This is a genomic window from Spirosoma validum, from assembly GCF_014699035.1.
GTDB lineage: Bacteria > Bacteroidota > Bacteroidia > Cytophagales > Spirosomataceae > Spirosoma > Spirosoma validum.
In genome coordinates, this window is the sequence record NZ_JACXAA010000001.1 from 715,335 (window position 1) to 728,403 (window position 13,069).

Sequence of the window (13,069 nt, forward strand, 5' to 3'; positions counted from 1 at the left end):
TCTTGCTTTATCATAGGTTGGTAGTTTCTTAAAAAAGTTTGTATCGGATCGAGAAAAAAGCGCCTGTGCTTATCAGGTTTGTTTTAAAATAACCAACACTCTTCAGTGGTACTTTAATAAACGGCTCGATTTGCCATGATAGTCGCCGACTGAAAGCTCGCTCGTAGCCTACGGATAGATTTATAGTACTGAAGCTATAGCCACCAGTGGTAGTATCTCTGCTTTCCCTTTGTGGATAGCCAAGCGTTGGGTAGTTATAAACGTAATGCTCCTGGTTCATTATGTAACTTGTCACGCCCCCACTAACAAAAAACCGATCTGGAAATCGCTCAATGCGGCTAGAATGCAAAACAATATCATACCGCAGGTTAATTGGTATATCCAGCATATTGCAACGGCCATCAACACTCAACGGCTTTACATGTCCATTCCACTCACCAGCAGGTGCAGTATATTCCTCGGGTAAGGCTCGATATACTTTTGTACTTTGAATTACGCCAGCCTGTACGCTCCAGCGCGGAGCCAGTCTATACTCAAGCAATGCCCCTATATTCGTACCAGGCCGCGAGAAGTTTTTTAACCCGATCGAACTCAAATCAGGTGCCACTACAAGCCGAACGCTCAGTCCACGCTCTGAAGGAAGTTTAGGAACGATACTACGTGACGTAGTATCCGGATGTGCTAGTACAGCCCGATCTGTAAAAGACAGCTTAGGCCATTTAGCGGGTCGAATTGTCAGTTCAGACAAAGTCGGTAAGACAATGTTTCCAGTTTCGTTAGCAATAAGCGGGTTTGTATTAGTAGGACTATCTAAACGATCAGCCTGGATAGAGTTCTTCTTATCCAACGCACGCCGTTGGCTGAATGAACGATTAGACGTTAATCCATAAGTTGCTGTGGCAAGAGATACACCGTAACGACCATTAGTTGTCTTTTGCTGTTTCCGCGATACACTACGTATATGACGATTCGCTTTACCTGGCCGATACCCAGCCACTTTCGCTACGCTGATACTAGTCGCAGTTACTGGTTTATTAGAGCGAATTTTACTTGGTCGGTTACGTTTTGCCTTTAAACTACCGTACGCTGAAACTGATCGTTCCGTTGCAGTTACCGGAGTAGAAACTTTGTTTATCTCAGAGTCGGTTGCCGATTTAGTAAAGCGATTCGCTGACGTAGTAGTGGGGTTAGCAACCGATCCTGCTAAATCGGCCGGTTGCCTCCCCTCTGTAACATCAGACCCTTTCGAGCCGACTGTGGTCGTTCGTACTGGCTCATTATCAATCGTTGGTCTTGCTCTAGTCCGTAGCAATTTTTGTCCATTCCGGTTCTCAATTCGTCCCGCGGGAGCACTCATCCGCACAGTAGACTCAGGAATTCCAGGATAAACTCTACGATAAACATACCAGGTGCCTCCTGTCATCAGTAGTAGCAGAACAGGTAACCCCCAACGGAGCAGATTTTTCCAGATTAGCGCTCCTCCCGTTGCCGTTCGATCATTCGCATCCAGCCGGGTTTTCATGTCCTGCCAGGCTACGGGATCGAACGGGGGATCGAACTCTTCAGCCGACTTTCTGAAGAGCCCGTCCAATTGGTCATCGGTTAGCTCTGACATACTCATCGTAGTTTATTTGCTTCAGCAACACACGCAAATTCTCCCTTGCCCGGGCTAAGTTCGATTTCGACGCACCCACCGAAATGCCCAGTTGACTGGCAATTTCTTCATGCGTAAACCCATCTATCACGTACAGATTAAACACCAGTCGGTAAGCAGGCGATAACCGCTGAATTAAAGCCATCAGGTCTTCGTGAGCCAGCTGACTAAACGCATCCGCTGATTCCGAAATAACTTTTTGCTCTACCTGCTCGACATCGTCGTGGTAATAATGGCGTACTTCCTGTCGATAATGATCCACTGCCGTATTAATCAGGATACGCCGAAGCCAGCCTTTGAATGGCTGAGCGGGATCATACTGGTCCAACCGTGTAAAAACTTTCAGAAAGCCGTCGTTCAATACCTCTAACGCGCTTTCACGTGTTGGTACGTAGCGTAGGCAAACACTCATGCCATACCCATAGAATTGCCGGTAAAGCAATTCCTGGCTTTGCCGTTGGTTGCGGAGGCAACCGGCCAGCAAATCATTCAGGGCAGGTATGTTCGGTGCGTTGGCCATTACTTGTAATAAGGTACCGAATTGACTGGAATTCTCCTGACTTTAGAATTAAAATTATTGACTCTTCTTTATTTAATTCGGTGCGACGGGCGACGTATTGTTTACCACAGGCCACACACCCGGTCTGGGCACACTCACACCCTTGGTAGCCCCCCGTTGTTTACTGTCCTGACCGAAGTAATACATAGGCCATCCTTTGTAGGTCAGTTGTGTTTTTCCAACCGCCGTAATTGTCCTAAAATCACTTGTGCTAAGTACGGAAGGTATATCGCCAATCGTAGCTGATGTCACAAATATTGGCCAGACCGGATCATTACTTAAATCAGGCCGCGTATACGTATTGACGTTGAATTTATCTGGTGCAAATGCGTAGAGGGTAAGGCCGACGCTATCTACCAGGAAAGTTGAATTGCCTACACCTTCTTTGGTGTCAAACGTATAATTTTTTCCGTCATTGCCCACTAGTTGCCGGGAAGCGATCATCACGGTATAATGAGCTTTGGACGCCATCCAGATTCCACCGACTTTATCACCAAGAACATCGCCCGCTTTCGTATCATTCTTGTAATAATAAAGCGGCCAGCCTTTGTAAGTTGTCTGCTTGTCGCCATCCGGACGTGTAATCGTTGCAAAATCTGACGTTTTAAGGCCGGTACCGACCGAAGGCGCTTCTTTATAATAAATTGGCCATAAATCCCGGCAGGTACCAGCGCAGTTAGCATCTCCGGCTACATCGCGCCCAAAGACATATAGCGTTTTACCGTTTTCGTCGGCCAGTACGTTGCCAATCGAGGTCGATGCCAGAATTACATTAGAAGCAGGCACGGTATGATCCTGCACACAGCCCAGCAGTGATACAGCCATAAGGCTTGTTATAAGCACTGCATACCTGATGTTAGTAGACGATTTCATTTTATCAACTGTGTTTTTAGAATGAGAGAAAAAGAACAGTTGAACCGGTTCGTTCGTCAATACGGAGGGTTTTACAAAAGGGTTGCGTTACGTTTAAAAAAAATCATCAACTTCTATTTACCAGTCAGAATTCACTTATTCGTTATCGGCCCGTCGGTCTGCCCGAATTTCAGGAATTGTGTCTGAGTCGATCAATCCTAACGAAGCGGCATGTTCAGCGGCTGCTACCGTATCAGTTACCAGCATCATCGGTACGTTGTAGATCTCGGTAGTACGTATCAGTTCGCGAACAGCCTCATCTCGCCGGTCTTCCGATACGTCGCGAATGTAAACAGCCTTAATCCGGCCCGGATTTTCCTTGACAACCTGACTATAAATTTCGGGGTCCTGCTGGCCGCTATCGCCGATCAATACGAAGGGTAATTGAGGATTTACGTCCAGTACTTTCCGAATCATCGTCAACTTGTGCGAATGATGCCCTTCAGAAGCTAGCAGTTTTGTGCTTAGGCTGAAATCACGTAACAGAAGCGGGCCTTTGGGAATACCCTGAATCCGAAAGAAATCGACCAGCAAATCGTAAAGATTCCATGGGCTGCTCGACACAAAATAAATGGGGTTGAACAACGTAGTGACGGGGCCACTCTGCAACGCCCGATAAAAAGCCGCAATGCCAGCGAAAGGCAAGCGTGTATAAGCATTACCCAGAAAGGTTAGTTTAGCCGTTTGCAGCAGATTCGTTGCATCGGTCACCAGCACCGTATCATCGATATCCGAAATAACGCCAAACTGGCTGAACGGCGGGGAGATCATCAGATAACCGTCTTTAACAACAGGCTGATGATCGGTTGTTTCCTCCGTGTCGGGCTGCGTTATGCCATCCAGCGAATAACGAACAGGAAACCAGGCACGGCCAGGCGGCAAATCATTAGGCGGATTAATGGTCTGTTCAAAGAAACCGTCTTCATCGGTTACGGTCGTATAGGTTTGCCCGAACGCTTCGATCTGAACCGACACCCCCTCAACTTCATTGCTCCCAAAACGCTGATACGTTGCTAGTAAATTCTGCCAGACTGTATCATTATCGCTGGGCGTACTTAAATCCTTCTGCCGTAAAACACGCCCTTTCAACCAAACAGCGGTCGAACTGCCAAAACCTCGATAGTAAATAATTCGATACGGTTTTTTGGTGTCAAGCCGGTTAAAAAGACGGCTTTTTAGTCGATCAAATTGTGTTTCAGCATCGGCCGATGCATTCAGCAAAAAATCTTTCCAGGTACTCATACAGTTATAATCTTAAGTCTGCGAACTTCACCAGGCGGCACAATACGTTTTGAGGAAGATCCACGGTTTAGTATCGGCCTTAGCGGGCTTTGTGGTAACTTTGGAACGAAATTCATTCGCCGTGAGTCGATCAACGAATGACTTACTTCTATCGACTAATAAACCATGAGCAAACAAATTGTTTATACCGAAGAGGCCCCAGCAGCCCTTGGACCCTATAGTCAGGCAGTAAAAATTAACGTAGCATCGACTACGAACATGCTATTTGTTTCCGGCCAGATCGCCCTCGAGTTGGCTTCGAAAGGCGATATTCAGGCCGAAACGCAGCAGGTAATGGAAAACATCGGCGCTATTCTGAAAGAAGCGCGTATGGACTATACCAATATTGTCAAAAGCAGCATTTTCGTGAAAGACATGAACAATTTTGCCGCTATCAATGAAGTGTATGGACGTTTCTTTCCGTCGGAACCACCCGCTCGCGAAACTGTTGAGGTTGCCCGTCTGCCCAAAGATGTCAATGTTGAAATTTCAGTTATAGCTATTCAATAAAGGAGAAAAGGGAAGAGAGGAAGGAAAGGGACGAAAGGGAACACGAACTGTAGTCCTTTCGTCCCTTTGCCCCCTTTCTTCCCTCTCCTCCCTCAATCTATATGTCAACTCCCGTTCGCGTTCGTTTCGCTCCCAGCCCGACTGGTCCGCTCCATATCGGTGGGGTACGTACTGCGCTTTATAATTATTTATTCGCCCGAAAAATGGGCGGCAAGATGCTCCTTCGTATTGAGGACACCGATCAGAACCGCTTCGTACCTGGTGCGGAAGAGTATATTCTGGAATCATTACGTTGGGTGGGTATCGAGATCGACGAAGGCCAGGGAGTTGGTGGTCCGGACGCACCATACCGCCAGTCGGAACGTAGAGACATCTATCAAAAAGAAGCGCAACGTCTGGTTAACGAAGGCAAGGCTTATTACGCATTCGATACGGCCGAAGAGTTAGACGCCATGCGACAAAGGCTCGAAGAAGCCAACGCACCAGCCGCTCAGTATAATTCCATCACGCGGATGCAGATGCGGAATTCGCTGACGATGAAGCCGGATGAAGTACATGCCTGTATCGACGCAGGTGATCCCTTTGTGATTCGGCTGAAAACTCCTCGAAAGGAAGAAGTTCGATTAAATGACCTGATTCGGGGTTGGGTCAACGTGCATTCATCGGCTATTGACGACAAAGTCCTGCTTAAATCGGACGGCCTGCCAACGTATCACCTCGCCAACATTGTTGATGATCACCTCATGGGTATTACCCATGTGATCCGGGGTGAAGAATGGCTCCCATCGGCTCCGCTGCACGTACTGCTTTATCGGTATCTGGGCTGGGAAGACACCATGCCCCAATTTGCTCACCTGCCCTTGCTGTTGAAACCGGAAGGCAACGGTAAATTAAGTAAGCGCGATGCAGACCTGGGCGGCTTCCCGATTTTCCCACTCCAATGGACCGATCCAACTACGGGTCAGGTAGCGCGTGGATTCCGCGAAGACGGGTATCTGCCCGAAGCAACGATTAATTTTCTAGCTCTGCTGGGCTGGAATCCGGGCACGGAGCAGGAGTTGTTTACGATGGACGAGTTAATTGCCAGTTTCGATATTGCACAGGTGCACAAAGCCGGTGCCCGGTTCGATATTCAGAAAGCGCAGTGGTTCAATCATCAGTATATCCGTCAGCAGTCCGATGCGGATTTAGCACCAACCGTTCAGCAACAAGCCGAAGCCGCCGGATTTGCGTGTTCGCTGGAGAAAGCCGAGAAAATTGCCGCTCTGCTAAAAGGCCGGGTGAATTTCGCGCATGAGATTTTTACCGAAGCGGGTACGATCTTCAACGCGCCAACAACGTATGATGAGAATATTGCTGCCGCCAAATGGAACGATGATGCTATAAAGGCGGTGACGGTTTTCCGCGATGCATTGCAAGCATTCGAAGGTGATTTTGTGGCAGATTCGATTAAACATGCTTTATCTGATTCGATGCAACAGGCCGGTATTAAGCAGGGTAAAATCATGCAGGCCATGCGGTTAGCCCTTACAGGTTTAGGCGCCGGTCCTGACTTAATGCTGACGATGGAAATAATCGGTAAAGAAGAAACCGTTAAACGACTGGAAAAAGCGCTTACAACATTAAAGACGCCAGTCAGTTAACTAGTTAAAACCGATAAGCTAGGCCGAAACGTCGACCCACTTTATCGGTTTAGGTTTGTATTTAACCCATGGCAACGATGGCTAAGAAAAAAATAAACCCTGATGAAAATGACAAGCCCCGTGTTCATAAAGAGCTCGAAGGTTTCGATATTCAAATCAACTCGTTTGGCGAAATCACTACGAGCTTTGATATCGACAAAATCAATCAGTTTCTGAACAAAACGGTTGATGACAAGAAACTACGTCACCGTACGGATCTGAACCTGAAAGGCGAATCCACCCCTGACGAAGCATCTGACGAGACGGAGGATGAGCATCTGTTTGACGAGACGGATAACGATTTGCCCGACGATATTAATTCACGTCAATAGCCCGACCAGTCAAAATGCCCGGTCGGGCTTTTTTTATGCCGTTTATCAGAAAATTTGACAGTGAAATTCGCATGATTTCGTAGTTTTCACTCACTAATCACTGACCATTAATCACTCCTTAGCATGTACTCGCACGAAATCGACTACAAAATCATTGGCGAAGATATCCAGATCGTAGAAATCGAACTGGATCCAAATGAAACCGTTATTGCCGAAGCAGGCTCGATGCTCTTTATGGAGGAAGGCATTACGTTCGAAACCAAAATGGGCGATGGCTCCCAGCCTGACCAAGGTTTTCTTGGAAAATTGCTGCAAGCTGGTTCGCGCATGATTATGGGCGAATCGCTCTTTATGACGCATTTTACTAACCGGGGTGTTGGGAAACGCAAGGTCGCCTTCTCGGCCCCATATCCTGGTACAATCATGCCCGTCAATCTGGCCAATGTATATGGAAACACGCTCATCGTTCAAAAAGATGCTTTTCTGTGCGCAGCGCTGGGCACGAAACTGAGTATTCAATTTAATCAGCGCTTAGGATCTGGCTTCTTTGGTGGCGAGGGATTTATTCTGGAAAAAGTGCAGGGCGACGGCATGGTATTTATTCATGCCGGTGGCGTAGTCATTGAGCGAATTCTTAATAACGAAACGATTCGGGTAGACACGGGTTGTGTTGTTGGGTTCGAACCGAGTATCAATTTTGATGTTCAACGGGCGGGTGGATTACGTAGTATGGTATTCGGTGGCGAAGGCTTATTCCTGGCTACCTTAAGTGGTTCCGGTAAAGTATGGATTCAATCGATGCCGATTTCAAAATTAGTGCAACGGCTATCGCCCGGTGGCGCTCAAAGTCATAAAGAAAGCGGTTCCGTTATAGGAAAGCTAGGGAATCTGTTTGAAGATTAATCGGGAATCACTTCTAACAATTCAATGTTACCTTTGTACGACTTTAGCGAGCAAGAGACAACAGATGGAAGTTATTTGCACAAACGACAATTTTCCAGCACCTGTACTGGCGTTTTACGCCGAGTTTGGTGTGAAGACGCCCCAGCGCGATCAACTATATAATATCCGTCAAGTGAAGCGGCATACGACTGGCGAAACAGGCGTGTTATTAAACGAGATTCAGAATCCAGAGGTGCCGGTCAAGCATCCGGTTATGGGTGAAGTTTGGTTTGAGCCTACGTTCAACATCAACCGGTTCGCTACGCTGATGGGGCAACCTGTACGGCAAGAGGAATTAGAGAATGTGAATGTTTAAATAATACTGTTACGTCTTTTTGAAAAGCCTGGCACCAAATCGCCGGGCTTTTTCGTTTACCTGTAGCCTGGACGTCCACGTCCGGATGAGAATATCATTACTAATAAACCCGGACGTGGACGTCCAGGCTACGTTATCTTGTGATAAACTATTCGCTCCTTGTTCTTACTGGCCTGTGGCTCGCATCCTGCAGTGATAATTCATCGGATAATTACGTGCCAAAGCCGAAAGGTTTCCCACGTTTGGATCTACCAACGCCCAGCTACACACTTCTTGAACCAACCCATCCGTATCAGTTCGAGTACAATAAAATTGCCCGAATTTTACCCGACACGTTTGCCCGATCAGAGCCAGACTGGATTTTTATCAATTATCCGGCTTATCAGGCCAGCGTTCAACTTACTTACAAACCGGTTCGGAATGATATCAATCGCCTACGCGCCATGCTCGATGATTCGTATAAATTGGCGACTCGTCATAATATTAAAGCGTATGCGATTGAGGAAAAAAAGATTCGGCTAAAATCAGGTCTGGAAGCGAGTCTGATCGACCTTTCGGGTGAGGTGCCAAGTCAGGTACAGTTCATCACAACGGATTCGACAACCCATTTTCTGCGTGGCGCCTTATATTTCAACACAGCAACAGAAAACGATTCATTACAGCCTGTTATTCAATACATTCGCAAAGATATTCTGCATTTACTCAACACCTTAAGATGGCGCAAATAAGCCCAACTTTTATGAAAACCTTATTGACACTATTCGCTTGTTTATCGCTATCCGTCACTTTTGCTCAAACGAAAAAACCAGCCACGAAAGCACCGCCCAAACCGGCCGCTACGGCTAATAAATCACCAGGTCAGCTCGTCTACGAGCAAAATTGCCTGACCTGTCATCAGTCTAACGGTTCAGGTGTACCAAACTTAAATCCGCCTTTACGAGAAACTGACTGGGTTTTGGGCGATAAAACCAGACTTATCAACGTAGTACTAAAGGGTCTGCAAGGCCAGGAAATTGAAGGGGATATGTACGACAATGCCATGCCCGCTCACGATTTCCTGACAGACGGTCAAATTGCCGACGTATTGACCTACATCCGTAGCAGTTTCGGTAATAAAGCCAGTGAAATAACGACTGATGAGGTGAAAGCAGCACGAAGTCAGAAGTGACTTGTTTAGACACTGAGGCACAGAGATTGATAAATAACGTTTGTCTTCCCTGTGTTTATAAGAAAACTTAGGTCTGAATCACTCCGACAGAAAATGGCTTCGTGATCGGAGAGTGGTTAGCGGCAGCAATACCTTCTGAAAGAATTTGCCGGGTCTGGAGCGGATCAATAATGGCGTCGACCCAAAGACGGGCAGCTGCATAATACGGTGATAACTGCGCATTATATTGATCTGTAATCTTTTTCAATTGCGCTTGTTCTTCTTCCGGCGTCATGGGCTGGCCCTTTGCTTTCTGAGCTGCTACCTGAATCTGGAGAAGTGTTTTTGCCGCCGATGCACCACTCATGACGGCCATTTGCGCCGTTGGCCATGCCAGCATCAGGCGCGGATCATAAGCTTTTCCACACATAGCGTAGTTGCCCGCTCCATAGGAATTTCCTATCACGACCGTAAACTTTGGCACGACTGAATTGGCCATCGCACTAACCATTTTAGCACCATCTTTAATGATACCACCCTGTTCGGCCCGGCTGCCGACCATAAAGCCTGATACGTCTTGCAAAAAAACCAGCGGAATCCGTTTCTGATTGCAATTCATGATGAAGCGAGCTGCTTTATCGGCTGCGTCGCCATAAATGACACCACCCATCTGCATTTCGGTTGGTTGACCGGTTCGGCCTTTAGCTTTCACGACTTTGCGCTGGTTGGCAACGATGCCCACAGCCCAACCGTCGATACGTGCGTAACCGCAGAGTAATGACTGTCCATAACCCGGTTTATACGCGTCAAACTCCGAGTTATCCACAAGTCTATCCACAATATCCTGCATATCGTAGGGTTTGACCCGATCAATAGGTAGAATTTGATAGATCTCTTCTGGGTTTTTCGTAGGAAGCACTGATTCGATTCGATCAAAACCAGCGGTTTCCTGGTGACCTACTTTATCAAAAATTCGCTTAATAGCATCTAAACAGCTTTTATCGTCGGGATATTTGTTATCCACAACCCCCGAGATGTCGGTATGTGTAGTTGCTCCCCCAAGCGTTTCAGCATCAACATCTTCACCGATGGAGGCCTTCACCAAATAAGGGCCAGCCAGGAAAATCGAACCTGTTCCTTCCACAATCAGCGCTTCATCGGACATAATGGGCAGATAAGCGCCACCCGCTACGCAACTCCCCATAATAGCCGCCACCTGCAAAATACCCATGGCCGACAGATGGGCGTTGTTTCGGAACGTTCGCCCGAAGTGTTCTTTATCCGCGAAAACTTCGTCCTGTAGGGGTAGATAAACCCCCGCGCTATCGACCAGATAAATAATCGGCAGATGGTTCTCCATCGCGATTTCCTGCGCCCGAAGATTCTTCTTCGCTGTGATGGGAAACCAGGCACCTGCTTTTACGGTAGCATCATTCGCCACAATGACGCATTGCCGACCCGATACATAACCAATACCCGCAACGACTCCCCCCGATGGGCAACCGCCGTGCTCAGCGTACATATGCTCACCTACAAACAAACCGATTTCGACAAACGAGCGGCCTTCATCCGTAAGGTACGCAATACGTTCCCGGGCAGTCAGTTTGCCTTTCCGGTGCTGATCGTCAATTTTTTTCTGACCGCCCCCAAGTTGAGTCTGGACAGTACGTTGATTTAATTCGTCAAGGTAGGGTTGCATAGAACGTAACGACCTATTCGTCCTATTTTCGAGTCGAATCAGCCGGTATAACAGTCGAAGTTGTGAGGGTAGTGCTGGTAGCCGCCGAAGCCGGTGCTACGTACGCTTTATCTTTCCGGCCAAACAGCGAAAAATGAACGTAGCGCTTTGGATTTTCGCGTAGATCGGTGAGTAGTTTCTCCAGACTGGCAGTAGTCCCGTTGACATTTCGGTAGAACGTATCATCAGAGGCAAGTTTCCCCAAAGACCCCTGCCCTTTATTAATGTTTCCCAGAATGGTCTGCAGGCCATCAACCGTTTTATTGACACTGGCCAGCGTCTGTTTCAGTTGAAGGCTCTGAAGTGAATCAGCGAAGCTATCAGCTTTCGTCAAAATCGGCTTGAGTTGTTTCTCCGTTTCAATCAGCGATGACGATAACCGGTTAACATTGGCAAGTGTCGTTTGCAAAGCGGCCCGATTTTCGGAAACCGTTAGACCCAACGTCCCGACAGCCGCGTTAGCATTACTGAGTGTTTTGTTTAAGATGACGCCCGTCTGATCGAACTGGCTAACAACGCGGTTAAGCTGGTACGTAAGGGAATCAACATTATTCAATACGGGCAGCGTCTTTTCCCGAATTAAGGCGGATAGACCTGTTTCTTTAGCGGAAATCAACATACCGCCGTCGTTAAGAAGTGGTTTGCTAGGGTCCACAGCTAATTGAATCATTTTGCCGCCCAATAGTCCATCATCGGCCAGAAAGGCCTTCGTTCCCTGCGTAATCCGAATATCCTTATTAATCTCCACAGTGACCAGCAGTTTATTACGTTGATCCTGCAGCATTTCGATACCTTTTACCCGACCAACTACCAGTCCATTAATTCGGATGGGATTGGAAGCTGTCAAGCCGTCGATATTATCATAAACGACCTGGTATTTATTCGTTTTGGAGAAGAAATCAGAACCTTTTAGAAATCGAAATCCAAAGTAGAACATCGCCAGCGAGACAACCGCTAGTAAGCCTACTTTTACTTCCTGCGAAATTTTCATGCGTGTGTACGAAGGTGAACAGCCCAGTCGGGCGCGCCAACCAATTGGTTGTACGTATAACCAACTTTCTGGAACGTTTGTCCCGAAAATTGAAATTTTCGTAAGAGTCGTTAACCAGTTACCAATTGCCGTTAATGGCAAACAAGCTGGCGACTTGTGACTACTAATCGGTTTCGATCTCTTGTTTATATCGTTCGAATGCCTTGAAGATCGCTTCAGAAATGGCTTCCTGCCCATCGTCCGACCTTAAATAATCTTCTTCGGCGGGGTTCGTCAGGTACCCACTTTCGATCAGAACACTGGGCATCGTCGTTTTCCAGAGGACGATAAAACCCGCCTGTTTCACACCATTGCTTTTCCGTTCGGCATTTTGCCGAAAACTGCGCTCGACTTTTTCGGCAAAATTAATGCTGCTGGCCATGAACGCATTCTGATAATTTGCCAACATGATCGTCGCTAAAGGCGAGTTCGGATTGAACCCTTTGTACGTCTGCTGATAGTTCTTTTCCTGCAAAATTACGGCGTTTTCGCGTCGGGCTACGTCCAGATTGCTCTGGGTTCTGTGTAGCCCCAGCGTATAGGTTTCAGTGCCATAAACCCGGTTGCTGGATGGACTGGCGTTGCAGTGAATCGAGATGAATAAATCAGCCCGACTACGGTTGGCAATAGCGCCCCGCTCGTATAAATCAACAAAGTGATCGGTAGACCGAGTATAAATTACCCGAACATCTGGATGTTTATTCTTAATTTTCCTACCCAATTGCAGGATTAAGGCCAGATTGATCGTTTTTTCCTTCGCATATCGACCGTGGGTTCCCGGATCTTTTCCGCCATGACCTGCGTCGAGCACAATGGTACGTACCTGATTAGGAACAGCATTGCCTGCCGAATTTGGTTCATTGGACCCAGCTGTACGAACCGTATCCTGGGTTAATTCAGGGGTCAGCGCATCCGGCGTTGTTAAGGCCAGTAGTGGCAGCACGACCATGGCCAAGGTTGTCATTA

Annotated in this window: 14 protein-coding genes; 7 read left to right on the plus strand and 7 right to left on the minus strand. The window is 47.4% G+C overall.

Features of this window, described 5'->3' with window-relative positions:
- Positions 1–28: 28 nt before the first annotated feature.
- The 4 genes from IC230_RS02845 to IC230_RS02860 all read right to left on the minus strand — a co-directional run bounded on the left by IC230_RS02845 (position 29) and on the right by IC230_RS02860 (position 4,367).
- The gene (locus IC230_RS02845; RefSeq protein WP_191037440.1) at positions 29–1,615 is read right to left on the minus strand and encodes a porin family protein; all 1,587 of its coding nucleotides are present in this window, start codon (positions 1,613–1,615) and stop codon (positions 29–31) included.
- Positions 1,596–2,174, minus strand: coding sequence for an RNA polymerase sigma factor (locus IC230_RS02850; RefSeq protein WP_191037441.1), 579 nt, complete (start codon positions 2,172–2,174; stop codon positions 1,596–1,598). The genes IC230_RS02845 and IC230_RS02850 overlap by 20 nt, the downstream gene beginning before the upstream one ends.
- A 72-nt stretch (positions 2,175–2,246) precedes the next feature.
- On the minus strand, positions 2,247–3,038 hold the full coding sequence (locus tag IC230_RS02855; protein WP_223860212.1) for a hypothetical protein: 792 nt from the start codon (positions 3,036–3,038) through the stop codon (positions 2,247–2,249).
- Between the two features lie 183 nt (positions 3,039–3,221).
- Positions 3,222–4,367 (minus strand): App1 family protein, encoded by a 1,146-nt coding sequence (locus IC230_RS02860; protein ID WP_191037443.1) that lies wholly within the window; start codon positions 4,365–4,367, stop codon positions 3,222–3,224.
- Between the two features lie 165 nt (positions 4,368–4,532).
- Here IC230_RS02860 and IC230_RS02865 point away from each other — a divergent pair, with 165 nt between their 5' ends.
- From IC230_RS02865 to IC230_RS02895, 7 genes are all read left to right on the plus strand, one after another.
- Positions 4,533–4,916 carry a Rid family detoxifying hydrolase gene (locus IC230_RS02865; RefSeq protein WP_191037444.1) on the plus strand — a complete coding sequence of 128 codons (384 nt, stop codon included), beginning with the start codon at positions 4,533–4,535 and terminating at the stop codon, positions 4,914–4,916.
- Between the two features lie 101 nt (positions 4,917–5,017).
- Positions 5,018–6,559 carry a glutamate--tRNA ligase gene (gene gltX / locus IC230_RS02870; protein WP_191037445.1) on the plus strand — a complete coding sequence of 514 codons (1,542 nt, stop codon included), beginning with the start codon at positions 5,018–5,020 and terminating at the stop codon, positions 6,557–6,559.
- A gap of 77 nt (positions 6,560–6,636) precedes the next feature.
- A complete protein-coding gene (locus tag IC230_RS02875) occupies positions 6,637–6,930 on the plus strand; it encodes a hypothetical protein (RefSeq protein ID WP_191037446.1) in 294 nt (97 codons plus the stop codon).
- Positions 6,931–7,053: 123 nt separating this feature from the next.
- The gene (locus IC230_RS02880) at positions 7,054–7,833 is read left to right on the plus strand and encodes a TIGR00266 family protein (RefSeq protein ID WP_191037447.1); all 780 of its coding nucleotides are present in this window, start codon (positions 7,054–7,056) and stop codon (positions 7,831–7,833) included.
- A gap of 64 nt (positions 7,834–7,897) precedes the next feature.
- Positions 7,898–8,188: a hypothetical protein gene (locus IC230_RS02885; protein WP_191037448.1), complete on the plus strand. Its 291-nt coding sequence runs from the start codon at positions 7,898–7,900 to the stop codon at positions 8,186–8,188.
- Between the two features lie 140 nt (positions 8,189–8,328).
- On the plus strand, positions 8,329–8,916 hold the full coding sequence (gldD, locus tag IC230_RS02890) for a gliding motility lipoprotein GldD (protein ID WP_191037449.1): 588 nt from the start codon (positions 8,329–8,331) through the stop codon (positions 8,914–8,916).
- Positions 8,917–8,927: 11 nt separating this feature from the next.
- On the plus strand, positions 8,928–9,356 hold the full coding sequence (locus tag IC230_RS02895; RefSeq protein ID WP_191037450.1) for a c-type cytochrome: 429 nt from the start codon (positions 8,928–8,930) through the stop codon (positions 9,354–9,356).
- A 67-nt stretch (positions 9,357–9,423) separates the two neighbouring features.
- Here the strand turns inward: IC230_RS02895 and IC230_RS02900 are convergent, their stop codons facing one another.
- The 3 genes from IC230_RS02900 to IC230_RS02910 form a co-directional block, all read right to left on the minus strand.
- Positions 9,424–11,034 carry an acyl-CoA carboxylase subunit beta gene (locus IC230_RS02900; protein WP_191037451.1) on the minus strand — a complete coding sequence of 537 codons (1,611 nt, stop codon included), beginning with the start codon at positions 11,032–11,034 and terminating at the stop codon, positions 9,424–9,426.
- A gap of 22 nt (positions 11,035–11,056) precedes the next feature.
- Positions 11,057–12,064, minus strand: a complete 1,008-nt coding sequence (locus IC230_RS02905; protein WP_191037452.1) for an MlaD family protein — start codon at positions 12,062–12,064, stop codon at positions 11,057–11,059.
- Between the two features lie 163 nt (positions 12,065–12,227).
- On the minus strand, positions 12,228–13,067 hold the full coding sequence (locus IC230_RS02910) for an N-acetylmuramoyl-L-alanine amidase family protein (protein WP_191037453.1): 840 nt from the start codon (positions 13,065–13,067) through the stop codon (positions 12,228–12,230).
- Between the last annotated feature and the right edge of the window lie 2 nt (positions 13,068–13,069).